Origin of the sequence: Aliiglaciecola litoralis (genome assembly GCF_039523355.1) — a bacterium.
In the GTDB taxonomy this organism is placed as follows: Bacteria; Pseudomonadota; Gammaproteobacteria; order Enterobacterales; family Alteromonadaceae; genus Aliiglaciecola; species Aliiglaciecola litoralis.
The window spans coordinates 133,865-158,649 of the sequence record NZ_BAAAFD010000004.1 but is presented as its reverse complement, the minus strand read 5'-3'; the positions used below and the strand labels follow the sequence as shown (position 1 = coordinate 158,649).

Here is a 24,785-nt window from a genome sequence, read left to right as displayed (position 1 = left end):
CGGTTATTGCCAATGCCGTTGTCGCCATTTGAGTCTAAGCAGCAAAAGTCTAGTTTGCTCGCCCAGCCGGTCAATTTGAGTGTATAAAAACACAGTATAACTGGTATACTGTGGCAAATTTTATTTTCTTGAATTGCCCTTATGGATGTATCACGACTTTTAGACCAGCTTAACGATAAACAGCGTGCGGCTGTCGCTGCGCCAGCCTCAGACATGTTGGTATTGGCAGGTGCCGGGAGTGGAAAAACCCGCGTACTGGTGCATCGCATGGCCTGGTTAATGGAAGTCGAAAAAATCGCTCCGTTTAGCATTTTGGCAGTGACCTTTACTAACAAAGCGGCGCGTGAAATGCGCGGTCGAGTTGAGCGATTGATGGGCTCAGCATTGCAAACCATGTGGATTGGCACCTTCCACGGGCTCGCACATCGTTTACTACGCACTCATTATACTGAAGCTAAATTACCGCAAAACTTTCAAATTCTCGATTCTGATGATCAGTACAGATTGGTTAGGCGGGTGATTAAATCGCTCAATTTGGATGAAAAAAATTGGCAACCTAAATCAATTCAATGGTACATCAACGGTAATAAAGACGAGGGATTAAGACCGCAGCATATCGATACCCAAGGTGATCCCACCAAGCAAACCATGAAGGATATTTATCAAGCTTATCAGCAAACCTGTGATCGCTCAGGCTTGGTTGATTTTGCGGAATTACTGCTGCGTGCCCATGAACTTTGGTTGAATAATCCGGAGATCCTGAAGCATTACCAACGCAGGTTCAGGACAATATTGGTGGACGAGTTTCAAGACACCAACAATATTCAATATGCGTGGCTTAGAATGCTCAGCAGCAGCCCTGAAAACAACATGATGATCGTCGGTGACGATGATCAGTCTATCTACGGTTGGCGAGGAGCTAACGTCGAAAATATCCAACATTTCTTAAGGGACTTCCCAGCCGCCAGTACCGTTCGACTTGAGCAAAATTACCGCTCAACCGGTAATATTCTGAAAGCGGCCAATGCGGTTATAGATAACAATCAAGGGCGTTTAGGCAAAAACTTGTGGACCGAAGATGCCGAGGGCGAAGCGATTTCTTTGTATGCTGGTTACAATGAATTGGACGAAGCACGTTTTATTGTTGCCCGTATCAAAGAATGGTCAGACAAAGGCGATGCACTTTCTGATTGCGCCATTTTATATCGTAACAACGCGCAATCACGGGTACTAGAAGAAGCCTTGTTACAAGAATCTTTGGCTTATCGTATCTACGGCGGACTACGATTCTTCGAGCGCCAAGAAATTCGAGATGCTCTGGCTTATTTAAGGCTTATTAACCAACCCATTGACGATGCCGCGTTTGAGCGCATAGTGAATACACCGACCCGTGGAATAGGTGATAAAACACTCGGTATCATTCGAGAAGCCGCCCGCGGTGCGGAGTTATCGATGTGGCAAGCCACGCAGACAATGTTGGCAGAAAAACGCCTCTCTGGCCGCGCGGCATCGGCATTACAAAATTTCGTCGAGCTGATATTGAAGATGCAGAGCGATATTCGCGAACTGCCATTAGAAAAACAAGCAGATCACGTGATAAAACATTCCGGTTTGTTTGCCATGTATCAGGCTGAAAAAGGTGAGAAGGCACAGGCCAGAATCGAAAACTTAGAGGAGCTTGTTACCGCTTGCAAGCAATTCGAAGCGCCTGCTGAAGCCGAAAATATGTCACCGATGTCGGCCTTTTTGGCACACGCTTCTTTGGAGGCTGGCGAAGCACAAGCCGATGCGCATCAAGACGCGGTACAAATGATGACCATACATTCAGCTAAAGGATTGGAATTTCCACTGGTGTTCTTAGCTGGCGTCGAAGAAGGCATGTTCCCGAGTCAAATGAGCAACGAAGAGCCAGGTCGGTTAGAAGAAGAGCGCCGTCTTTGTTATGTTGGTATGACCCGCGCCATGGAAAAACTGTATATGACCTACGCTGAGAACCGCAGGTTGTATGGTCAGGATAAATACCATACACCTTCTCGTTTTCTCAAAGAAATCCCCTCAGAGTGTGTCGAAGAAGTGCGCTTACGCACCGCTATCACGCGACCTGTACAAAATCGTTTTCAACCAGCCACATCACATATGGCATTTGAATCCACTGGATTCCAATTAGGCCAGCGGGTCAATCATACAAAATTTCTTGAAGGCACTGTACTTAACTATGAAGGCAGTGGCGAGCACGCGCGCGTTGAAGTTAACTTTGACAACTTCGGTACAAAGTGGCTAATGTTGGCATATGCAAAATTAGAGAAAATCTAAAGGCGTATCCTTATTTATGAAGTTTAAAGTACTTCTCATTGAAGATAACGAAGCCAGCATGCGCGTGCTAAAGCGTGTTATTGGTAAGGCTAATCTTGATGTAGTGACCGCCAGCACCTTGGCAGAAGCAAAGGTTATTTTCGAGAGCACCTCTCCAGAGGCTTATTTATGTGCGGTTATCGATTATACCCTGCCTGATGCTCCTAATGGCCAAGCGATAGACTATGCCATAGAGGCCTTTATTCCTGCCGTCGTTATCACCAGTAGAATTAACAAAGAAGTACGTGATCACATCCTGTCCAAGCAAGTCGTTGACTACATTCCCAAACAAAATGCGCAAATGTTTGAATACCTCACGCGACTGCTCGCCCGGTTAGAGAAAAATAAGCACATTGGTGTGTTAGTCGTAGATGGCTCACGCTCCAGTCGCAGCAAGATGTCATCGCTGCTGTCGCGCCATAACTTCATTACTTACAACGCTGCTAATGCGCAACAAAGCCTCGAACTTTTACATGATCATCCAGATATTAAACTGATGATCACCGATGAAACCTTACCTGACATGACCGGTGTACAGTTAGTTGCGGAAACTCGTAAATTGTACGACAAGGACCAGTTAAGCATCATAGGCGTGTCATCAAATCGCAGTGCATCCCTGCTCGCTAGCTTCATTAAAAGCGGCGCCAACGACTATCTCAATCGTCCCTATTGTCATGAAGAGTTTTTTTGTCGCATCGTGCAAAACGTCGAATACATCGAGCAAATAGAAGCCATTCGTCAAGCTGCGAATTCAGATTATCTTACTGGCCTGCCAAATCGACGCCATTTTTTCAACCAAGTCAGCAACACCATACGTCGAGGCTTGGGCTGCATGTCTCTGGCATTAATGGATTTAGATAATTTTAAGAATATTAACGACACCTTCGGTCACGACTATGGTGATGTGGTACTCAAAGAAGTGGCGAGAATGATAATGCGCCATTTTTCACGCTTCCATGTGTCGCGTTTTGGAGGGGAAGAATTTTGTATTTTCCTGCCAAATATCGAGCATGAACATGCGATCAAATTGCTCAACGACTTCCGTGAAGATATCAGCAAGAAAGTGATTAAGAGCAAAACCATTCGACATTCATGCACATTGAGTATTGGTGTGACCAATAAACAAAATAGAACCATAGAATCGATGCTTAGCATTGCCGACCAACACTTGTATGCAGCCAAGGCCGGTGGACGCAATCAAGTCGTAGGCGACAGTTAACTTCACTTGTAAGTGATTTTACAGCGCTGCTTTGGTCAATTTGCGCTGCTTTGAGAACGCACGGTATGAATCGAAACTAAACAGTATCAGTGCCAACCACACAAATCCAAACGTAACTAGACGTGCCTCATGCAACGGTTCATCGTAGACAAATACCGCTAAAATGAACATGATGCTGGGGCCTATATATTGGAAAAATCCTAAAGTTGAATAACGGATGCGGCGTGCAGCTGCTGTAAAACACAGAAGCGGAGCTGTCGTCACTATACCCGCCCCCACTAACAGTAAATTCAGCGACACAGAGTTGCTCAACATGTTGCTAAACTCGGTAGCAAAGAATACCCAATAGATAATGGCAAACGGCAGCATCATCACGGTTTCGATTAACAATCCCGGCAATGAATCTACCGCCACCTGTTTGCGTAACAAACCATAAAGTCCAAAACTAACGGCCAAAGCCAGCGCAATCCAAGGCACTTCACCGTAGGAAATCACTAGTACGCTTACGCCAAATACGGCTAATCCGACCGCCGCTTTTTGCAACCTGCGCAATCTTTCAGCCAGGAATACGCGGCCTAAAAACACATTTAGCAACGGATTGATGTAATAGCCCAGACTGGCATCCAAAACATGATCATTGTTGACTGACCAGATAAATAACAGCCAATTACTCGCCAGGAGCAGTCCTGACAACAACAAGATTTGCAGTACTCGATTATTCGCAAGTGCGGTTTTTACTTTGTGACCTTGACCAGACACAATCACCAAAAACACCAACACTAACACTGACCAGACAATACGATGCACCAGTATTTCTGGTGCAGGTATTTGCATCAAAAATTTGAAATAAATGGGTGCAAAGCCCCACATACCATAGGCGGCTATCGCCAACAATATGCCCGCTTTAATAGATTTGTCTGACATGAAAAAAGGTCCCTTGAATAAGGAGCGCAGTGTCGAGTAAATTCACTGAAAAAGCAACCAAAGCAAGCGGTTAGTTTACTAATTTATAGCCCTTTGAATAACACAAGTCAGTAAATAATGTGCTATTCCTCCGGTGCCCTACAAATCGTTTTAGCGTTAGCGGGGTCGGTAGAAGGTTTACCCATTTTTTCTAAGGCAAAATAATACAGCTGCGCTACAGGGGAAGGAACACCGTCTTGTTTACACATATTGCGGAATAATTTGTCAGCCGACTCTTTGTGCAGCGTACTTTTTAATTTGCGATTACGCATCAATTGATAAAACGCGTCATGTACTAGAGAGGCACGTAGATTAGCGTCTGTGTCAATCACGGGACCAGAAGTGCCATCCCATGCATAACCGCGCTTAACGGTAAGATTCCCAGATAAGTCCAAATCAATGTAATCGGTTACAACATCACTATCGGGTTTAATAGACGTCTTGATACGGTAGTCCGCGTCAAGTTGATATTTATATCCGGATTTATAGAGAATGAAGGCGTCTGTCATTTTAGAGCTCCTTGATCATGCTAGCTTTATCCAACTGCTAGTCATAGATTAGGAGCTTTTTCGATTATTTGCTTAATTTTTAGCCGAAATGTCGATTACTAAATGGAGCTCAGGATAGTCCTAACCTTCCCGAGCTCAGATGACTTACTCTTCTGGGCCTTGATATTTATCTTTCATCAGATAGGCATATGCCACGCTAAATGCACTTTCTTGAAACATCTTCAACCCGGTTTCTTCAAAGGCAACAGGGATTGGATTACGTTTCAGCGTTTCTTTGATGTTAGTCGGGGTCATTACCGTTACCTGCAATGATTCGATCAGTTGAATAGCAGCTTCGAGTTTGAACCCCACAGCGCTACCGGCAAATTTACCTTTCGTGTGACGCTCGCGAATTGCCACATGTTCAACTTTATAATCTTCCATCAACTTTTTGAAAGTAAATTGGAAGTTGCGGATTTCTTCGGTGCTATCAGGCTTTGGATAGGTCAATTTGCGTACGCGACACTCTGGAATATGGAATACATCGCGATCTAAGGATAACAAACACAGATTCGCTTCACTGCCTTTCAACTCAACGCCACACACTCTCATAAACATTCTCCAAAAATAATTGTCACGATTATAACCCAATGACGTGGCGATTGATAAAGTTGTGTGATGATTTTTATGCTTCGCATCATTTTCCTTCCCTTTTGGTAATAAGTACCTAAGTAACCTGAACTGAAGGATAAGATGTGTCGAGCAAATCAATATGTCATGATTATTTCATCGTGCTAGTGATGATAAGTAAAAACGAAACTTCAAAAGCAGTCATCAATGATGCCACTTTTACGATTATCAAGACGAATTTTCGTGCTTAATAGCTGGCCTATTGTTGGAAAGCTCAACGCAGATAGGCGCAAAAAGGGCGTTATTGATGGGCAGTTTTTATCCAAAGTTCAGGTTAACTAACTCAAAGCGCATAAATTTTTCAAACAGTGCTACACTAAACCCCCTGATAAATAACGAACTGATTGAATGAATCCATTGAAACACCGAAGACGGCTTTGGCGCAGTTTATTCATAACTTGCCCTATCTTTTTGTTCTTTGCTGCCGACTTCTTTGCATCAACCATTCCGCCAGATAACACCGTTTCTCATGTCATGACGCTTGAGGAACCGTTAGATGCTGATTTTGCGCGAGAGTACGACCTACCAAGCGATGCCGATATCGAAAAGGTGTTTGTAACTGGTTTTTTCTCTGATTGGTCTACGAATAACCCCGCTTATGCATTAGACGAAGTAACAGACGGTATTTGGAAACGCAACATACGTTTGCCAGTGGGCGATACACAGTATAAATTCGTTGTTTATCTAAGCGGCGACAGCACGCCCTATTGGTTACCCGATCCTTCGAACGATAGTCTGGTTAGTGATTCCTTTGGTGCTGTTAATTCATTAATTGTGTTCCCTGATTATCGGGCTTATCTGACCATCATAAAATTTGCATCACTGGTCATTTTCGCCTTCCTTATCGCCTACTTCGGACTCGAAAAATTTCTATTGTGGTTACTCAATAGGCGCATGCCGGTGGCGCGAAAAATTGTTTTTGCCACAATCACCATACTGTTTTTTTCCAACTTATTGCTGCTGTCATATCAGCTCTTGGAATATCGACAATTCGTTAAACATGCGGTGGTTGATGCTGTCCATAGCCTCCATCTAGGTATCCAAAAAGGACAAACTGAAAATCATCTGTTGTTACGAAACCCAGAGATTAAAAGGGCGATGAAAGATCTGTTATGGCAGGCAAAAACACGGGTTGAAAAGAATCAATCGTCGATCTTGCAAGTGACGGTATCCGATCTCGCCTTGTTAACTAACAAGCTTGAATTAGTCCATATTCAAAACCGAAAACAAAACACTGATTTGCAGAACCAGAGAGTGTCGCAAGCTGGTTACGAGTCACTTGAAGAGTACTATATGCAGGGTGTTTTTGGTCCACTTCTCGACAGCGCCAATACTGTCCCCATGCCAAACTTCATGACAGCACACCCTGCGGAGAAAATATCAAAAATTGAGACCTCAGAAACATACTGGGCAAGACAATTTTTGGGCTTCAGTAACCTATTGGTACCTATTGATATTCATGGTAAACGTTACGGATACTACGCCGCAGCGATTCAAGTGAAAATGTATGGCGGCGAGATTAAGCGGGTGATTTTCGTTAACTTGGTATTGATCGCTATGATAGTACTATTGAGTTACACCATGCTGTCGTCAGTTGCACAAACGCTGACCATTAGCCTTGTGCGTTTGAGTCAATGGACACAGCGTATTAACCAAGCCGATTTTAGTGGTTCGGTAAAAATTCAAACTCAAGACGAAGTGCAAACATTGGCCGATAATTTCGCCATTATGCAAGACTCATTAAGAGACAGTTTCGACAAAATTAAATCTCAAAATGAACAGCTTAGTAAAGCCGCATATACCGATTTGCTAACCGGATTGGGCAACAAAGCACGATTATTAAAAGACCTCAGCGACACTGAACAAAACTTGATAGTACTAGAGCTCATTGAATTCGATAGATTGGTCGATTTCTTAGGTGAGAACTTCATGGCTGAATTAACCATTAGGATCCAAAGGCGATTAGCCCAAGTAGCAGAACGAATAGACCATGCGGTGTTGTATAAAATCGCGCCCAATCAATTTGCTGTCTTGATCAATAATCTAGGGAGTAGCCAATTAACCAACGCGCTCAATGCTTTAGTGCAATCGGTAAATGATTCTCCAGTGAAAGTAAAACAGCTCGCCTTGAAGTTTTCATTATCCGCCGGAGTCTGTATCTCAGAATATGCTACCGAGCTGCCAACAGGGACTTTGGACAAAGCGATGCAGGCGGTAAGAGTAGCCAAAACTAAATTTGATAAACAACACTTTTACAATCCTTCGATGGAGCCCAAACGAGATCTTAGTAAAAATGTGTCGTTAATCAATCGCATTCGCGACTCGTTGGAAAAAGGCCTGCTTGTACCTTTTTACCAACCCATAGTAAGCACTCGCAGCAAGCGAATATTTGCTTATGAATGTCTGGCCAGAATTGTCGAGCCAGACAATGTGGTGATATCACCGAATGAATTCATCCCTGCCGCAAAATACTGTGGTTTATACCATTCTATTAGCCACTCAATGTTCGAGCAAAGCGCACGAGCCTGTGTTCAAAATGACATTAATATCACCTTGAATTTGTCGGCGCTTGATGTCGAGGACAATCAGTCAAACCAATTTTTGAGTGCGTGGTTGGACACTAATAAAGACATTTTACATCGCATTACTTTCGAGATTAACGAAACCGACAAAATAGAAGAATATGATCAAATGAAAGCCTTCATTGATAAAGTCAGCAAACTGGGTTGTCGTGTCGCATTGGATGACTTTGGTGCTGGCTATTCTAACTTTACCCATTTGTTGAGCCTTAATATCGACTACATCAAAATTGACGGTAGTTTAATTAAAAACATCAATACTGATCCCAATTCACAATTAATTACCAAGGCCATCGTTGAGTGCGCCAAAGCATTAGAAATTAAGACAGTGGCTGAATATGTGCATTGCGAAGCCGTGTATGAGTTCGTTAAAAAGCTTGGAATTGATTATTGTCAGGGGTATTACTTCGGCGTGCCAGACGCACAGCCTATCAAAGCGACCTGATCTGCATTGCAGCATTGAGACTATCAATAAGTGTAATTGACAAACAGGGGACTTATTAGGAAACCAGCATATGAGCGACATCAAGCTGATCAAATCCAGTGATGAGCATTTCACCATAACCAGAAAAAAATACGGCAGAGGGTTTCAATATTTTTATCTGGATGGAGAAAAAATGTCGTGCAAAAAACAACTGGCTCGGATCAAAAAATTAGTTATTCCCCCGATGTGGCAAGACGTAAGAGTCTGTGAATTACCGGTAGGCCACATTCAAGCCACGGGTATCGACTTAAAAAGGCGGAAGCAGTACATCTACCACGACCTGTGGCATCAACAACGACAAGCCGAAAAATTCGCCAAACTGATTGAATTTGCCAGTCGCTTGCCGCAGATAAGAAGCCAATGTTTAGCTGATTTGCAAAGCCCTGGTTGGCCAAAAAACAAAGTATTAGCCTTGATGGTGTTGATCCTCGATGAAACCGGCATTCGAATCGGCAACCCTAAATATACACAGCGCAATCAAAGTTATGGTTTGTCGACACTTCGAAGAAAGCATGTTGAAGTCGAAGATAACTCACTGAGTCTTAAATTTACTGGTAAAAGCAGTAAATCACGGCACATTGAAATTGATGACGATAAATTAGTGAAGCTGATCACTCAAGCCAGTCAGCAGCCGGGTTATACCCTGTTTCGCTTCAAAGATGACCAGCAAAAGTGGCAAGATGTAGACAGTGATGAGGTCAATGACTACATCCAAAATATCATTGGTGATGATTTCACATGCAAAGACTTTAGAACATGGACGGGCACGCGATTGGCATACGAACTATTGCCCGAGAGCCATGCACAAAAGCGTCAGTATCCGCGCAGAAAGCTAGAAACAATACTAGTCAAAACAGTCGCCAAACAGCTTGGCAACACGCCCAGCGTTTGTCGAACCTATTATATTCATCCCACCCTATTGGCGGCCATTTCCACTCAAGAGTTGACTAGTGTAATGGTCAAAGACGTCCCCGACATGCCGATTGATGATCCATCGTTAAGCCCATCTGAACAACATATACTGACCCTATTAACTCAATACAATGGCAAACAAAATGCTTAACACCAAGGTTATTGGCTTATTAACCATAGTCACTACCAACCTTGTATCACCGGAGGTTTCGCTGTGCTAGTTTACCTTCACTCTGTTAATTTTCATGGCAGCTTAATATGAGCGATGATTCGGATTCTGAACAAGCGAAAATCCCTAAAGGCAGGGTTTCGCGTTTCACTCAACTTGGCTCAATGGCGTCTAAAATAGCGGGCAATATGGTTGCCCAAGGGGTGTCAGAGCTCGCAAAGGGTAACCGCCCGAAGATGAAAGATTTGTTGCTGACTCCATCAAACGTCATGCGAGTCGCCGATCAGTTAGCTCAGATGCGTGGCGCAGCGATGAAAGTAGGTCAACTGATATCCATGGATGCCGGCGATATGCTGCCAGAAGCATTATCTGATTTGCTTGCCAGATTGCGCTCAGATGCCAAGTCAATGCCACAAAAAGAATTAGTAGAAGTACTATCACAGCAATGGGGCGAAGAATGGTCATCCCAGTTTATTCAATTCCCCATGCAACCCATCGCTGCCGCCTCCATTGGTCAAGTGCACAAAGCAATCACCTCAGATCTCAAACGCCTCGCAATTAAAATCCAATATCCGGGGATCAAACAAAGCATCAACAGTGATGTGGATAATGTTGCTGGGTTAATTAAACTGTCGGGCTTATTGCCCAAGGATATCGATATAAAACCGTTGCTCAAGGAAGCAAAAGCACAATTGCACGATGAGGCCAACTATGTGCTAGAGGCCCAACGCATTGCACAATATGCGCAATTGGTCAAAGACGATGATGTGTTTGTCATGCCTAAGGTCGAGCCAACGCTTAGTTCAGATAATATTTTAGCAATGACGTTCCTCGACGGCGAGCCCGTAGAGTCGCTCGTTGATGCGCCACAGGCATTGCGCGATCACATTATCGAGCAGCTGTTTCGATTACTATTTGTGGAATTATTCGAATACCAACTGGTGCAAACCGATCCCAATTTTGCTAACTATCAATACGATTCTCAAAGCCATAAAATTGTGCTGTTGGATTTCGGTGCTACCCGTGAATACAGTAGTGCTATGGCGCAAGGTTATATGGATTTAATGAGTGCCGGTTACCAACAAGATCGCGAAGCGATTCCTGAGATCGTATTGTCATTACAGCTCATTCATGATCGATTACCACAACCCGTAATGAATACCATTTTTGACATGTGTTTAGTGGCATGTGAACCACTTTATACGGTCGGTAAATACGACTTCGCGGGGTCCAAATTATTACAGCGATTGCGAGAGCAAGGCATGGCATTGGGTTTCGACAAAAGTTATGCACACACGCCACCAGCCAACACCATTTTCTTGCATCGTAAGCTAGCCGGATTATTTTTATTAGCAATTAAACTTAAAGCGCAGGTAGATGTACGTACTTTGTTTGCGCCTTACCTAAACAAAACGATACACTGCTGATACTCACTTGCTGGAAACCACTATTTTATGCCTTCACAGGAAGACTTGCTCAATTTCGTTATTTTAAGTTTGCCATTGGCACTCACGATAATCGTCGTAGTCGTCACATTGTGGCTAGCTCATGTATTTCTTATCAAGCGTCATGCTGCATTAGGTAACGAAAAACTATTTTCCCGACAATTGACCATGCTCGGTCTTAGCATTGTTGGCGTGTTGGTTATTATTTTAGCGCTGCCGATAAGCGATAGTTCGAGAAATCAAATTATCGGCCTGGTCGGGCTGGTCCTTTCAGGCATATTTGCATTTTCTTCCAGTACGATTTTCGCCAATTTACTCGCGGGTATTATGATGAGGATCACCACCCCTTTTAAAACGGGTGATTTCATACAAGTGGACACTTACTTCGGAAGAGTGGTTGAAAGAGGGTTGCTGGATACCGAGATACAAACAGAGGCTAGCGATTTGGTAGCCCTACCTAATACTTTCATGATCACCCACCCTATATCGGTTACCCGCTCGACCGGTACAATTATCTCTACCAGTCTGTCTTTGGGTTACGATATCCATCATTCCACAATAACCTCATTGCTTACTCAAGCCGCCGAGAACTGCGGATTAACCGACCCCTTCGTGCATATTGTGGAGTTAGGTGATTTTTCGATTACCTATAAGATCAGCGGAAAGTTAGAGGAAGTGAAAAGCTTAATTAGCTCGCGTACCATGCTGAATCGTGAGGTGCTTGATGTGCTGCATGACAGCCAAATTGAGATCATGTCACCGAGCTTTATGAATCAACGCCGCTTACCCGATGAATTGAAAATGATCCCGCCCAAACAGACTGCAAAACAACAAGACGACGCACCTGCGGTGGAAGAGGTAATATTCGACAAAGCCGAAGCGGCTGAACAAAAAGAGCAAAAAGTGGAATCGGTAAAAGCGCAAATAACGTCGCTAAAAGAACAACTGAGCTCGGCCGATGCTGAGCAAAAAACAAACATTAGCAACAAAATCGCCACGCTGACCGAAAAACTAAAAAACAGTGCGGATTAAATGATTCAACCCAACCTCATGAACACATATCAAAAGAGTGTTAAAGATGCGTAAAGTGTATGTACTGCACGAAAATAACCAATGGACTGTCCATTTAAAAAACAGACTTGAAGAATTAAAGGTTCCGTATGAATTGTGGCATTTAGATGAAGGACTGATTGATTTGTCCAGTGAGCCGCCTCAAGGGGTTTTCTATAACCGTATTAGCGCCTCATCGCACACCAGAGATCATCGGTTTGCGCCTGAATTCACCGAAGCTGTCCTAGCCTGGCTAGAGCGACACGGGCGCAAGGTCGTCAATGGCACTCGCGCTTTGCGCCTAGAAGTGAGCAAAGCCAATCAATACATGGCATTAAACCAAGCAGGTATCGCAACGCCAAAGACAATCGCAGCGGTGGGTAAACCGCATATCATTGAAGCGGCTAAGTCATTAGGCATGGCGCCTTTTATCACCAAACATAATCGAGCCGGAAAAGGACAAGGGGTTTATTTATTTCACTCAGTGGAAGCCCTGCAAGACTATATTCAAAGCCCTAGTTTTGATGAACCCGTTGACGGTATCACACTAGTTCAACAATATATTCAAGCCCCTGAACCTTATATTATTCGTCACGAGTTTATCGGTGGAAAGTTCCTATATGGGGTTAAAGTCGACACTTCTGAGGGATTCGAATTGTGCCCTGCGGATGCGTGTTCAATCGATGATCTACTTTGCCCAACCGATAATGAGCAAGCTAAGCCCAAAGCCAAATTTGAGATATTGAAAGACTATCGACCTGCATTTATTGAACAGTACGAAGACTTTCTATTTGCCAATAAAATTCAAGTAGCGGGTATCGAGGCGATTCAAGATGCCGATGGAAATAGCTACGCTTATGACGTCAATACCAACACCAACTATAACTCTGACGCCGAAGGCAAAGCGGGACAATTTGCCATGCTTGAACTGGCGACCTATTTGCAAAATCAACTGGGCAGTCTGTAACACGGTAGATTCATGCCAATTTACTTGACGAAAATTTCATACGCGTTCATTCTGTCGAACTTTCTAAAAGCGCTTTGCTTTGAGGATCACTGTGAGTAACGAATTGATGTACGATAAAAATAGTATGGTCATTGCCCTAGCATTGCTGTTTAGTATGTTGGCAGTAAATCAGTTGTGCTACTTGTTGGGTCGACGTTTTCAATCGCCTGATGATAATGAAGAAGTCAAACCACAAACCGCGGCGATTCAAGCGGGTATCGTGGGCTTGTTGGCATTGTTACTCGGCTTCACATTTAGCATGTCGTTGCAGCGCTATGACACTAGAAGCAATATTGTGATTGAGGAATCAGGAGCAATTAGTAAAGCGGCTATGCAAGCAAGCTTGCTCAGTGGCAGCCACAAACTTGAGGCTCTGGATCTACTCGAACAATATTTGCTCATGCGCATTTCACTTAGCGACATAGATTTAGCCAATCAAGAAGCAAGACGAGGGCTTAACGATCAAGTCAGCAAACTTCAATCACAGCTCATTGTGCTTGCCCAAAACATCTTAGACAGTGAAGAAAAGCCAGCCGTTGCGAACGGCTATTTTCAGTCACTTTCCAATATGATTTATATTGAAAATAAACGCTCTGCTTTGCTTAGATTACACGTACCAGAACCCGTGTTGTTTCTGCTATTTTTAGTTTTCGTTACTGCCGGAGGCATGCTGGGTTATACCAGCGGTCTTCATCGAAAGCGCCCTACGTTCCCTACAGTTCTGATGTCTGGATTGATCGTTTTGGTGGTGTTTATGGTGGTCGATCTAGATAGACCCAGACGGGGACTAATTCAGGTAAATCAAGATAGCTTGACCGATACTTTGATTCAAATTAATCAATATCAGGCATTGCAGCGTTAGCAATTTTTCAAAGTAGTAAAAATAAAAAGCTGGGTGGGACGGCTAACCTCACCCAGCTTCAAATTTACTCAACATCATCATTCAACTGCAAATTAACAATCTTGAATGATTCTATTATTTAGATACTTGCCGTTCACCACATTGATGCAACTTACTTCCCAAATAGTTCCGTCTTTCACTACCTCGACTACGCTGACTGCATCGTCTTTATCGCCGCTTAAGTGAAATTCGAATTCTTGGATCTTGCCATACCGTAAGGCTCTAAACACACCGAACCACCAATCGTAGGTAACTCGATAATTGCCAAGCGCCGCTTCAATCTCATCATGGTTTTCTATGTTAGCTATAGCGGTGTGATAAGCCTGAGTGGTGTTATAAATCTTATACGTCCAGACACAGAGCACACTGACAATCAGAACAAGCCAGATCTTATGTTTATTCATCAACACTATTACCTTTTAATCTCAATGCTAGATTGGATTACACCAATACCCAACCAGCAATTTTTAGTAACGCCAAGCAAGAAAACGACTTTGCTTATTGCCTTGGCCCATTTTTATTGTTGTGTATTGGCTGACGTCACAGTTATCCAGCTTTTTGTAGAGCGGTTTCAAGCTCTCCTTGCTTGACACCAAGCAGGTAAACCAGCCAATTTGCCTAGCGTATTCCGCACTTTGTTCAATCATACGTAAGATAAAGCCCACTTCACCACCGTCACACCATAACTCATTATTGGTACCCGCAAAATTCAGTGGTTGTAGTGGTTTGCTTTGACTGTTCGTTGCTCCAGCACCTTTGCGCTTGCGTTGATGCCTGTCCAAGTTAACTTGTTTGCGCATCGAACCCTGGCTTGCTGCTTGTTCACTGGCGTGAAACGGTGGATTGCACATACTAAAACTAAAGCTATCTTGATGACCGACAATACCTGAGAAAATACAGCTCGCATCTGTTTGCAAGCGCACATCTATCGACTTGTTAAGTGGCGCATTCATAGATTGAATGAGTTTGGCCGCTTGCAGCGCTTTTTTGTCGATATCAGAAGCGACAAACCGCCAATCATAGAGCTGTTTGCCTATAATTGGATAGATCAAATTAGCACCAGTGCCAATATCTAAGCCTCGAATTGCATTGCCTGTCGGCACAACGCCATTATTTGATTCTGCTAATAAGTCAGCAATGTGATGAATGTAATCAGCACGACCTGGTACCGGAGGGCAAAGATAGCCAGCCGGAATATCCCATTGAGATACCCGATAATAGTGTTTCAGTAACGCGGCATTTAGCGCTTTCACCGCATTAGGATCGGCGAAATCGATGGTTTGACGTCCTGCCGGATTCACCCGCAAGTAATCACTCAAACTCGGTAACGCACGAACTAAAACCGTAAAATCATAGCCGTCTTTATGTAAATTTCGTGGATGCATAATCTTTTTTCAATTTGCTTTTATGGCGTATTAGTCAGGCTATCGATAACGTCTTGGGCGGTGGCTCAATGTGTGCTGGCTTAAGCAATCATGTAAGTACCGGTGCCAAAAGCGATGTGCACACCCGCTTCGTTGTGTAATTCCATGCGACACACTGCTACTTTTTTGCCCTTGCGGATAACCTCAGCGGTGGCAATAAATTCTTCGCCTTTACCGGGCCTGAGATAATCCACACGCATATCGATAGTACCCACATTAGGTAAGGTTTTGCGAAACTCATCGATACTGATGTTATCAATGTCTTTGGTCGCATAGAGAATGGCCATAAGCCCCCCCACCGTATCGAGGATAGCGGCGGTGACCCCGCCATGCAGGATTTTTTTGATCGGATTACCCATCAATTTATCATTCCAAGGCATTCTGATTTCGACCTTGTCATGGCTGATTTTATTTATTTGCAATCCTAGCAATTGATTAAACGGCATGTGTTGGCTAAATAGTTGTGTGACGTGTTCGGAAAGTGCTTCTGTGCTCAAAGGTACAGTTGTGTTCAGGTCATTATCTGTCATATTGGTCTTTAATTAGCCTTTAATTATGAATCATGCATTTGTACAAGGACTAGCATATACCAATCTTGGATTTTTGGGTAAAATGCCGCTGATTTGTATTCTATCTCGCCACTATTAATAAGGTCATTTTTTGTCGAAACTCTCACCAATCTCAAACGCCATCCAAACCGATGCCGCCACGGTGCTAAAAAGTGTGTTCGGTTTTGACCAATTCAGAGAGGGACAAAAACAAGTTATCGAACAAGTACTAAGTGGCCGAGATGCGTTGGTGCTTATGCCTACAGGTGGTGGCAAATCACTGTGTTATCAAGTGCCAGCACTTATTTTTCCTGGCATTACGGTCGTGGTTTCACCGCTGATTTCACTGATGAAAGACCAGGTAGACGGTCTTATCGCGTCGGGCGTTGCTGCGACCTTCATCAACTCTTCAATCCCCAGAGAACAATTGCTGGATATTTACCGGCAGTTGCAAGACGGGCATTTTAAATTGCTCTATGTGGCACCTGAGCGTTTGATGCAGTTAGATTTTATCGATCGACTGCATAGTCTCAATGTCAGTTTAATTGCAGTTGACGAAGCCCACTGCGTTTCCCATTGGGGACATGATTTTCGGCAGGATTATCGACTACTGGGTCAATTGAAGCGCCATTTCCCTAATACACCGATGATGGGGCTTACCGCCACCGCTGACATAGCAACCCGAGCAGATATTTCGCAGCAACTGGCGTTACAATCCCCTTTTGTGTTTAGAAGCAGCTTTGATAGACCCAATATTCGCTACAACCTGCTGGCCAAATACAAAGCCGTAGACCAGCTCATTCAATATGTGAAAGACCAAGACGGCAGCGGCATTGTGTATTGTAACAGTCGAGCCAAAGTCGATGAATTAAGCGTAAAACTGGCAAAGCAAGGGGTGCGCTGTGCCGGTTATCACGCGGGGTTGGAACCAGAGATCCGTGAAAAAATTCAGCGCGACTTTATCCAAGACAACATTGACGTGATAGTGGCTACCGTCGCCTTTGGTATGGGTATCAATAAGTCCAACGTGCGCTTTGTAGTACATTTCGATTTACCCCGCAGCATTGAATCTTATTATCAGGAAACGGGGCGTGCTGGACGCGATGGTATGCCAGCGGAAGCCCTTTTGTTATTTGATGAAAAAGACGCCGCGCGTATTCGTCAATGGATCAGCATGGGCGAAAACACCGAACGTCACGATATCGAGTTACAAAAATTTGCTGCCATGGAAGCCTTTGCCGAAGCACAAACCTGTCGTCGACAAGTGCTGTTAAATTACTTTTCCGAATACAGTGCTGCGCATTGCGGTAACTGTGACATTTGTGTCGACCCTCCAAAACGTTTCGATGGCACTCAAGAAGCACAAAAAGTGCTTTCCTGTGTTTACCGATTAGGGCAAACAGTGGCCAGTCAGTACGTGATCGATGTATTGCGCGGCAAGAACCACAAGCGCATCGTCGAACAGCAACACGACAAAATCAGTACCCATGGAATTGGTAAAGAAAAATCAGATGCCTACTGGCACAACATTATTAATCAATTAATACATCAGGGCTTGTTGCGTATTGATATTACCCAAGGTGCCACCCTTAAATTAACCGAAGCGGCTAGGCCATTGCTCAAATCTGAGCGGCAGATATCTCTAGCGGTTCCGCGTTTAGCACTGGACACCAAGAAAACTCGTAAATCGGATAAGCGTTATTATGATCGGGCCTTGTTTGCTAAATTGAAGCATCTGCGTAAAACCATTGCCGAACAAGACGAAGTGCCACCTTTTGTGGTATTTAGTGATGCCAGCTTAGCGGATATGGCGGAGCAAATGCCGCAAAGCGAACAGCAATTTTTGGCTATCAGTGGCGTAGGAAGTACCAAATTAGAGCGTTATGGAGAGCGCTTTTTAGCACTTATTAGCAACCATCTAAACGCGCCTGGTTAACCTTCCCCCTTAAGCGAAATCGTAATCGCCGCCCTTATTTAGCGCGCGTTTATAGGCTTCACGTTGGTGGACCTTTTGGACAAAAGCCGCAATCGCTGGATATTGCTTACCAGCGCCTCTGGCCACACTCGCCTCTAAAGGAAAGCTCATTTGAAAATCGGCACCCGTCAGTTTGTCACCGGCAAACCATTCATTATTTTGCAAGTGCGTATTGATGTACGACATATTGGTTTCGATGATCGGGGAATAGTAACTGGCCATCACTTTATCGACGATCTTGCTGGCAATCATCTTGACAAAAAACGGGCTGGCTTTAGAGCGAACCTTATCCAACACCAGTTTCGCCACCAGCGGTGGCATTAACGTACCCTCGGCAAAGTGCAGCCAATAGCTAGTTTGGCGAGACGCTTGTGTCTGCGGCTCTGGCTGAAATTGCGCACCATAAGTGGTAATTAAATATTCGATAATGGCGCCTGACTCAGCCACTGTGACATCGCCGTCCGTGATCACAGGAGACTTACCCAGTGGATGGATCAACTTTAGGGTTTTCGGTGCTAGATTGGTCTTTGCATCGCGCTTGTAATGCTTAATTTCATAGTCAACGCCAAGCTCTTCTAGAAGCCAGAGTATACGTTGTGAACGAGAATTATTAAGGTGATGTACAACTATCATGATAGGTCCCTGATTAATGATCATTTGCGCATTATACGGAAGCGAAAGGCAATTAGATTGAAAAAAATAAAAAGGGCACTTGGTGTGCCCTTTGGTAAAATGTTATCCCGCGGGATTCAAGCTTGCATAGTAAGCGGCAAGATTATCAATATCTTCATCACTTAAACCGGCTGCCATAGGCGCCATAACCATGTTCTTGCGCTCGCCACTGCGAAATGCCTTGAGTTGCAAAACCAAGTACTGCTCTTTTTGACCAGCCAAATTAGGATACATTGGGATCTGAGCGATACCATTTGAACCGTGACAGGCTGAACAGGTGGCAGATTTGGCTTTACCTTTTGCTGCATCTCCGGCGAAGGCATGTGAAGCCAGCAAACTGGTTGTTGCAAGTACTGCGATTAAGGCTGCTTTATGAAATTTCATTGTATACCTCGTACTATTTAGAAGAAAAATAAGTCGCCTAGACCAAGCTAATGCCATGGGTTCGGCTACGCAAACAAAAACAATCTCATCACCTGTTAATCATTTTTATTTGGATAACCATATCCACATGGTGCGCTGTCAGGATAAACTATAGTACATTGTAATACTATACAGGTTTCCTAGTGCATTTCGATCACTCCTACGCCAAACAACTTGCCGATTTATCCTCTCCTGTGAAGGTAACTCCGCTGGTCCAAGCGTCGTTGGCTTTGTTCAATAGCAAGCTTGCAGAGCAGATCCAGTTTCCAGCCGAATTGTCTCAAGAACAACGGCTGCTGGAAGCACTGTTCACGCCGCAGGGTGTGTTGAATCAGCATCCGATCGCACAAAAGTATGGCGGCCATCAATTTGGTGGCTGGAATCCTGATTTAGGTGATGGCCGCGGTTTACTGTTGGCAGAAATCAACGGCAAAGATAACGTTTCTTGGGATTTGCATTTAAAAGGGGCCGGCAAGACACCCTATTCTAGATTTGGTGATGGCAGAGCAGTGCTACGATCTAGTATCCGCGAGTATTTAGCCAGTGAAGCCTTGCATGGATTAGGCATACCTACCTCACGCGCTTTATGTTTAATTGCTTCCAACGAGCCGGTGTACCGAGAGAAACAAGAACACGGAGCGATGCTCATTAGAGCCTGCCAAAGCCATATTCGCTTCGGACATTTTGAATATTTTTATCACACAAAACAGCACGACAAATTACATGCGCTTTTTCAGTATACCTTGGAAAAGCACTTCCCCGAATGTCAGGCAACCGACAATCCGCATTTGGCATTACTGGAAAATATCGTCACCAGCACAGCAAAGCTGATCGCAAAATGGCAAGCCTTCGGCTTTTGTCATGGTGTGATGAATACCGATAACATGTCGATTCATGGCATTACCTTTGATTTCGGGCCCTATGCCTTTTTAGACCGATACCAAGCTGATTATATATGTAATCATTCCGACCACGCGGGTCGCTACGCATATGATCAGCAGCCCGGTGTAGCCTTGTGGAACTTGAATGCACTAGCACATGCATTCACCCCGCATTTGAGTGTCGAACACATCAAGCTAGCTTTAGGGCAATACGAAGTTGTTTTACGCGATCAGTACGCCCATTTAATGTGCCAAAAAATGGGGTTCGTTCAAAGCCAAGAAAGTGACATGTTATTAGTTAATGACTGGCTAACAATGCTGGAACAAAATCAACGGGACTATACCTTAAGCTTTCGATTGCTCAGTGAGCCTGAGCTCAATGAAACCCGCTTTGCCGATCATTTCATTGACCGTTCTCAAGCTAAAGCATGGTATCGTCGTTATCAAGAGCGCGTGCAATTGGACTCACGTTCGGTTCAAGCTCGTTGTGAGAGCATGAATGCCATCAACCCAAAATATGTGTTGCGTAACTATTTAGCACAAGTTGCTATTGATAAGGCCGAGCAAGGCGATTTTTCCGAATGTGAACGCCTACTGGAGATCTTGGCTACACCTTTTGCGGAGCATTCGCGTTATCAAGATTATGCCAAAGCGCCTCCGGAGTGGGGGCAATCAATGGAAATCTCATGTTCAAGCTAATAAATGACCGCCAAACTGACAGCAATGCATTTTGGGTACAGCAAGGCGAAGTGATTAATTTTCAGTGTGATAGATTTCCGCAACAGCAGGAGTTTATTCAAGCGGCAAATGATTTGGCAACTGAACAAGGTTTTCAAATTACCGATATTTCTGAAGGCGTAGACCGAGCACAGGTCCATTTTGTTGTTACCAACACTAGGTATATATTATGCTTTGAAGGCACATGCGAAGCGATTTGGATAGAGGCCGTTGGTAGATACGAGGCGCAGACCCTGGCATCACTGCTAACTCAGTTAAACTAGACGTTAATAGGTAACACAATCTGTTGTCGAATTTAAAAAAAAGGATCTGGACACTATTAGGGCTATGGAGCTTAGCCTTATTCGTGAATGCGCAAAACAGCGGCGACCTTCAAACCGTATTAGTCGATGATAGCACCGAGCAGGTGGCGCTTCTCAACCATATGGAGTTTGTCCGCACTCCGCAGCGCATGCAGTTATCGCAAATTCAGCATGCAACAAATTGGACCATAGAGCGAAAAAATGTGCCTTTAACCAAAAAGCAGGCGCTGTGGTCGCGTTTTTCGGTCGATTATTTGGGCAACCAACCTGCCACTTTTGCGGTGGTAATTAACAACCCATCGATTGATTACCTCGATGCCTACGTATTAGATGATAAAGGTCGGATCCTAGGCTCTTTCCTGGTTGGCAGTAAGCGCGATACGGTTTTACAAAGTAACCTTCACCGCAATTTCGTACTGCCCATTGAGTTGTTACCGGGGCAAAAAAAGCAAATATACATGCGCATCCGAGACGATGGTCCAGCGGCCTATTCGGTTGAGCTTTGGCGTGATAGCGCGCGGGTCATTCAAGAACAATATCATAGCATGTTTATTAGCTTGGTCAGCGGCGCGCTGGTGATGCTATTTTGCTATTTCCTACTAACCTACATGATGCTAAGAAGCCCAATACGATTTTGGTTCGCGATAGCAAACTTTGGACTGTTACTGCTTTTTTTGGCCATTCAAGGCACGCTAAGTCAAGTAACCGGATTAGGAGCCTATTCATCCTCCGTTATCAGTGTGTTGATTGCTATCATCATTTTGGCGGCCGCTAAAGTGTGCCACGCAATGTTGGCGAATGTGCCGATGTTATGGCGATTCATGTCTTATTTGTTAGCCATCGGTTTATTAGCCATTGCGCCAATACTCGACAGTTACTGGCAAATTGTGATTAGCTCGGTATTAACAACAATCGCCGTGTTGCTGCACCTGAGCTTAGCCGTTATCTATCAAAACCGTCAGCACAATACGCCCAATCGACTTTATGCGCTGGGATGGTTAGTGATCAGCGCGACCGCCATGTTGAACGTCAGTCTGTATTTATCGGGAACCCACTCATCGTTGGAGATGGACGTCACTATTTCCGGCATCATGATGCTAGGTTTGTTGTTGATTGCGGCGGCAATTGCCAGTCATGAAAAGTCAGTTGCCTTTGTTCAACAAGTACATCAACAGAATTTAATTGACAATTTACATCACTTCTACGATTTATTTCGCAACTCTGCAGAAGGCCTTTATACCTCAACCAAGCAAGGTAAGTTAGTCACTACCAACCCGGCAATGGCCTCGTTATTTGGCTATCAAGACGAAACACAAATGCTTGAGGAAGTGCAAGACACATCACAATTATACGCCAATCCCAGTGAACGAGAGTTGCTCTTAAAAGAGATCTATCAAAATGGCAAGGCTTTGGGAAAAGAGATCAAAGGATTAAGGCGAGATGGCAGTGAGTTTTGGTTTTGCATATCAGTACAACTGACTCGCGATACTCAAGAGGATCTTTTCTTTGGCTCTATTTTTGACATCACTGAGAAAAAGCAATCGAATATCAGTTTAGAGTACCTAGCGACTCATGACTCCTTGACTGGCGTTTATAATCGCCGTGAATTCGAGCAAAAATTACGTGACGCTATTCGTCACAGCAAGCAATTGAAACAGGAACTGATCTTACTTTATATGGATCTAGATCAGTTTAAATTGGTCAATGATACTTGTGGGCACAAAGCCGGCGATGCGTTGATCAAGCAATTGTCGCAATTGCTCAATGATGAAGTAATGGGAAAAGGACTGCTTGCGCGATTGGGTGGTGACGAATTTGGGGTCATTTTAGAAGGTGATAATGCCGATTTTGCTATGGAAATAGCCTATCGAATGCTAAAGGTGATCGAACAATACCGATTCAATTGGGAAAACCACATTTTTGCCATGGGCATCAGTATAGGGGTCGCTCAATGGAATGACCAGGTAGATACACCTGAACAGTTGTTGAGTATGGCTGACGCGGCTTGTTATGCTGCCAAAGAGCAAGGGCGCAATCAAGTGCACCAATACTCTAATGAAGATCATAAAACGAAACGCTATGAGAATGAATTGGAGTGGGTATCACAGCTAACCAACGCCTTAGAACAAGATCGTTTTTGTCTTTACTATCAGCACTATTACCCATTATCTAAAGTAGCCGACGGTCACCACTACGAAATATTACTCAGAATGCTAGACGAGCAAGATAATATCATTCCCCCTTCCGTTTTTCTCTCGGCCGCAGAGCGTTACGGATTGACCGCGCAAATCGATAAATGGGTGATCAAGCATACCTTCAAATGGTTAGCTGCAAACCCACAGCACTTACAACAGCTAAATACCTGCAATATTAACTTAAGCGGCCATTCGTTGGCAGATAACGACCTCAAACGGGAAGTCGTACAGTGTTTTGATGAATATCGCATTCCCCATGACAAGATCTGTTTTGAAATTACCGAAAGCATGGCCATTGTAAAATTGGATGAAACCCTGAGATTTATCAATACCTTCACAAAACTAGGCTGCACCTTTGCCTTAGATGATTTTGGTAGTGGTTTTTCTTCTTACAGTTACTTGAAGCATTTACCAGTGGATTGTGTGAAAATTGACGGTAGTTTTATAAAAGACATGCTGTTAGATCCGGTGGATATGGCGATGGTGTGCTCAATCAAAGATGTGGCCAAAGCTATGTCAATGCGCACGGTGGCTGAATTTGTGGAGTCCAAAGACATCATGATTGAGCTGGGAAAAATTGGGGTTGATTTTGCACAAGGCTTTGGCATCGCTAAACCTGCCCCCTTAACAGACTTTAAGCCCTGTAAAACCATCGATTAACGCTTGTGTTTTGGGTAAACATGCCCATATAGTCAGCCTCTTGTGCTACTTTTTCAATTTTTAAGGCAAACCACGTTTTATGAGTCATGCTACCAACCAGTTTGAATATGTAAGTTCGGCCATGCTGCCTACTCGCTTTGGACAATTTACTATTCACGGCTTCGTAGAAACAAGCAGTCAGCAGGAACACGTTGCGTTGTCGTACGGTGAATGGCAGGCAGACGATGTGGTGCCGATTCGGATCCATTCCGAATGTTTGACCGGAGATGCGTTGTTTAGCACCCGCTGTGACTGTGGATTCCAATTGGAAAAAGCCCTACAAAATATCGTCGAGCAAGGTAAAGGCGTGCTGTTATATTTGCGCCAAGAAGGCAGAGGTATTGGGTTACTCAATAAGATCCGTGCCTACAAACTGCAAGACTCGGGTATGGACACCGTCGAAGCAAATGAGCACCTGGGCTTTGATGCAGACCTGCGCGACTATGGAATTTGTAAATTGATGCTAGAGACATTAAAGATCGATAAAGTCGCCTTAATGACCAATAACCCCAAGAAACGCAAAGCCTTGGAAAACATGGGCATCAACGTGGTGAGCCGCACTCCAATCGATCATGGTTTAACCCTAGACAATCGAAATTATCTACGCACCAAGACAGAAAAAATGGGCCATCAATTTGACCCGCATTTATTTAAAGATAAATAACCCCTA

At 44.1% G+C, this 24,785-nt stretch carries 21 protein-coding genes; 13 read left to right on the top strand and 8 right to left on the bottom strand.

Annotated elements, in window-relative coordinates; all coding sequences use genetic code 11:
- Positions 1–141: 141 nt before the first annotated feature.
- Both uvrD and ABD036_RS09185 read left to right on the top strand, forming a co-directional pair.
- Complete coding sequence (gene uvrD / locus ABD036_RS09190) at positions 142–2,313, top strand: DNA helicase II (RefSeq protein ID WP_343858996.1); 2,172 nt, start codon at positions 142–144, stop codon at positions 2,311–2,313.
- A 16-nt stretch (positions 2,314–2,329) separates the two neighbouring features.
- Positions 2,330–3,571, top strand: a complete 1,242-nt coding sequence (locus ABD036_RS09185; RefSeq protein WP_343858995.1) for a GGDEF domain-containing response regulator — start codon at positions 2,330–2,332, stop codon at positions 3,569–3,571.
- Positions 3,572–3,589: 18 nt separating this feature from the next.
- On the opposite strand, the gene rarD is transcribed toward ABD036_RS09185, so the two are convergent.
- From rarD to ABD036_RS09170, 3 genes are all read right to left on the bottom strand, one after another.
- Positions 3,590–4,495, bottom strand: a complete 906-nt coding sequence (gene rarD / locus ABD036_RS09180) for an EamA family transporter RarD (protein WP_343858993.1) — start codon at positions 4,493–4,495, stop codon at positions 3,590–3,592.
- A gap of 122 nt (positions 4,496–4,617) precedes the next feature.
- Complete coding sequence (locus ABD036_RS09175; protein WP_343858991.1) at positions 4,618–5,043, bottom strand: DUF1353 domain-containing protein; 426 nt, start codon at positions 5,041–5,043, stop codon at positions 4,618–4,620.
- Positions 5,044–5,187: 144 nt separating this feature from the next.
- Positions 5,188–5,634 carry a DUF3010 family protein gene (locus tag ABD036_RS09170; protein WP_343858989.1) on the bottom strand — a complete coding sequence of 149 codons (447 nt, stop codon included), beginning with the start codon at positions 5,632–5,634 and terminating at the stop codon, positions 5,188–5,190.
- Positions 5,635–6,060: 426 nt separating this feature from the next.
- Between ABD036_RS09170 and ABD036_RS09165 the strand changes: the two genes are divergently transcribed.
- The 6 genes from ABD036_RS09165 (at position 6,061) to ABD036_RS09140 (ending at position 14,219) form a co-directional block, all read left to right on the top strand.
- Positions 6,061–8,736 (top strand): EAL domain-containing protein, encoded by a 2,676-nt coding sequence (locus ABD036_RS09165; protein ID WP_343858987.1) that lies wholly within the window; start codon positions 6,061–6,063, stop codon positions 8,734–8,736.
- A 70-nt stretch (positions 8,737–8,806) separates the two neighbouring features.
- The gene (locus ABD036_RS09160) at positions 8,807–9,838 is read left to right on the top strand and encodes a DNA topoisomerase IB (protein ID WP_343858985.1); all 1,032 of its coding nucleotides are present in this window, start codon (positions 8,807–8,809) and stop codon (positions 9,836–9,838) included.
- 107 nt (positions 9,839–9,945) lie between these two features.
- Entirely contained in the window at positions 9,946–11,283 is a 1,338-nt protein-coding gene (locus ABD036_RS09155; RefSeq protein ID WP_343858983.1) for an ABC1 kinase family protein, read from the top strand.
- 27 nt (positions 11,284–11,310) lie between these two features.
- Positions 11,311–12,333, top strand: a complete 1,023-nt coding sequence (locus tag ABD036_RS09150) for a mechanosensitive ion channel family protein (protein ID WP_343858981.1) — start codon at positions 11,311–11,313, stop codon at positions 12,331–12,333.
- A 46-nt stretch (positions 12,334–12,379) separates the two neighbouring features.
- On the top strand, positions 12,380–13,318 hold the full coding sequence (locus ABD036_RS09145) for an ATP-grasp domain-containing protein (protein ID WP_343858979.1): 939 nt from the start codon (positions 12,380–12,382) through the stop codon (positions 13,316–13,318).
- Positions 13,319–13,409: 91 nt separating this feature from the next.
- Positions 13,410–14,219, top strand: a complete 810-nt coding sequence (locus tag ABD036_RS09140) for a bestrophin-like domain (RefSeq protein WP_343858977.1) — start codon at positions 13,410–13,412, stop codon at positions 14,217–14,219.
- 92 nt (positions 14,220–14,311) lie between these two features.
- Here the strand turns inward: ABD036_RS09140 and ABD036_RS09135 are convergent, their stop codons facing one another.
- The 3 genes from ABD036_RS09135 to ABD036_RS09125 form a co-directional block, all read right to left on the bottom strand.
- Positions 14,312–14,662, bottom strand: a complete 351-nt coding sequence (locus ABD036_RS09135; protein ID WP_343858975.1) for a hypothetical protein — start codon at positions 14,660–14,662, stop codon at positions 14,312–14,314.
- Between the two features lie 63 nt (positions 14,663–14,725).
- Positions 14,726–15,643 (bottom strand): 23S rRNA (adenine(1618)-N(6))-methyltransferase RlmF, encoded by a 918-nt coding sequence (gene rlmF / locus ABD036_RS09130; RefSeq protein WP_343858972.1) that lies wholly within the window; start codon positions 15,641–15,643, stop codon positions 14,726–14,728.
- Between the two features lie 80 nt (positions 15,644–15,723).
- Positions 15,724–16,212: a thioesterase family protein gene (locus tag ABD036_RS09125; RefSeq protein WP_343858970.1), complete on the bottom strand. Its 489-nt coding sequence runs from the start codon at positions 16,210–16,212 to the stop codon at positions 15,724–15,726.
- Between the two features lie 130 nt (positions 16,213–16,342).
- Here ABD036_RS09125 and recQ point away from each other — a divergent pair, with 130 nt between their 5' ends.
- Positions 16,343–18,166, top strand: coding sequence for a DNA helicase RecQ (gene recQ / locus ABD036_RS09120; protein WP_343858967.1), 1,824 nt, complete (start codon positions 16,343–16,345; stop codon positions 18,164–18,166).
- 9 nt (positions 18,167–18,175) lie between these two features.
- On the opposite strand, the gene ABD036_RS09115 is transcribed toward recQ, so the two are convergent.
- The gene (locus tag ABD036_RS09115) at positions 18,176–18,838 is read right to left on the bottom strand and encodes a glutathione S-transferase (protein ID WP_343858964.1); all 663 of its coding nucleotides are present in this window, start codon (positions 18,836–18,838) and stop codon (positions 18,176–18,178) included.
- Between the two features lie 102 nt (positions 18,839–18,940).
- Positions 18,941–19,261 (bottom strand): c-type cytochrome, encoded by a 321-nt coding sequence (locus ABD036_RS09110; protein WP_343858963.1) that lies wholly within the window; start codon positions 19,259–19,261, stop codon positions 18,941–18,943.
- A 182-nt stretch (positions 19,262–19,443) separates the two neighbouring features.
- On the opposite strand from ABD036_RS09110, the gene ABD036_RS09105 reads away from it, so the two are divergent.
- The 4 genes from ABD036_RS09105 (at position 19,444) to ribA (ending at position 24,779) form a co-directional block, all read left to right on the top strand.
- A complete protein-coding gene (locus ABD036_RS09105; RefSeq protein ID WP_343858961.1) occupies positions 19,444–20,880 on the top strand; it encodes a protein adenylyltransferase SelO in 1,437 nt (478 codons plus the stop codon).
- The gene (locus ABD036_RS09100) at positions 20,868–21,182 is read left to right on the top strand and encodes a DUF3630 family protein (RefSeq protein WP_343858959.1); all 315 of its coding nucleotides are present in this window, start codon (positions 20,868–20,870) and stop codon (positions 21,180–21,182) included. Before ABD036_RS09105 ends, ABD036_RS09100 begins: the two co-directional genes overlap by 13 nt.
- A gap of 23 nt (positions 21,183–21,205) precedes the next feature.
- Complete coding sequence (locus ABD036_RS09095; protein WP_343858957.1) at positions 21,206–24,076, top strand: EAL domain-containing protein; 2,871 nt, start codon at positions 21,206–21,208, stop codon at positions 24,074–24,076.
- Between the two features lie 79 nt (positions 24,077–24,155).
- Positions 24,156–24,779 carry a GTP cyclohydrolase II gene (gene ribA, locus ABD036_RS09090; RefSeq protein WP_343858955.1) on the top strand — a complete coding sequence of 208 codons (624 nt, stop codon included), beginning with the start codon at positions 24,156–24,158 and terminating at the stop codon, positions 24,777–24,779.
- The last annotated feature ends 6 nt before the right edge of the window (positions 24,780–24,785 follow it).

Bases quoted from the DNA above. Each gene is read 5' to 3' on its own strand.
- ABD036_RS09155 (WP_343858983.1), top strand. From the start codon at position 9,946: ATGAGCGATGATTCGGATTCTGAACAAGCGAAAATCCCTAAAGGCAGG.
- ABD036_RS09165 (WP_343858987.1), top strand. From the start codon at position 6,061: ATGAATCCATTGAAACACCGAAGACGGCTTTGGCGCAGTTTATTCATA.
- ABD036_RS09115 (WP_343858964.1), bottom strand. From the start codon at position 18,838: ATGATAGTTGTACATCACCTTAATAATTCTCGTTCACAACGTATACTC.
- ABD036_RS09150 (WP_343858981.1), top strand. From the start codon at position 11,311: ATGCCTTCACAGGAAGACTTGCTCAATTTCGTTATTTTAAGTTTGCCA.
- ABD036_RS09100 (WP_343858959.1), top strand. From the start codon at position 20,868: ATGTTCAAGCTAATAAATGACCGCCAAACTGACAGCAATGCATTTTGG.
- ABD036_RS09175 (WP_343858991.1), bottom strand. From the start codon at position 5,043: ATGACAGACGCCTTCATTCTCTATAAATCCGGATATAAATATCAACTT.
- ribA (WP_343858955.1), top strand. From the start codon at position 24,156: ATGAGTCATGCTACCAACCAGTTTGAATATGTAAGTTCGGCCATGCTG.
- ABD036_RS09110 (WP_343858963.1), bottom strand. From the start codon at position 19,261: ATGAAATTTCATAAAGCAGCCTTAATCGCAGTACTTGCAACAACCAGT.
- rlmF (WP_343858972.1), bottom strand. From the start codon at position 15,643: ATGCATCCACGAAATTTACATAAAGACGGCTATGATTTTACGGTTTTA.
- uvrD (WP_343858996.1), top strand. From the start codon at position 142: ATGGATGTATCACGACTTTTAGACCAGCTTAACGATAAACAGCGTGCG.
- ABD036_RS09135 (WP_343858975.1), bottom strand. From the start codon at position 14,662: ATGAATAAACATAAGATCTGGCTTGTTCTGATTGTCAGTGTGCTCTGT.
- ABD036_RS09125 (WP_343858970.1), bottom strand. From the start codon at position 16,212: ATGACAGATAATGACCTGAACACAACTGTACCTTTGAGCACAGAAGCA.
- ABD036_RS09145 (WP_343858979.1), top strand. From the start codon at position 12,380: ATGCGTAAAGTGTATGTACTGCACGAAAATAACCAATGGACTGTCCAT.
- ABD036_RS09170 (WP_343858989.1), bottom strand. From the start codon at position 5,634: ATGAGAGTGTGTGGCGTTGAGTTGAAAGGCAGTGAAGCGAATCTGTGT.
- ABD036_RS09185 (WP_343858995.1), top strand. From the start codon at position 2,330: ATGAAGTTTAAAGTACTTCTCATTGAAGATAACGAAGCCAGCATGCGC.
- ABD036_RS09160 (WP_343858985.1), top strand. From the start codon at position 8,807: ATGAGCGACATCAAGCTGATCAAATCCAGTGATGAGCATTTCACCATA.
- rarD (WP_343858993.1), bottom strand. From the start codon at position 4,495: ATGTCAGACAAATCTATTAAAGCGGGCATATTGTTGGCGATAGCCGCC.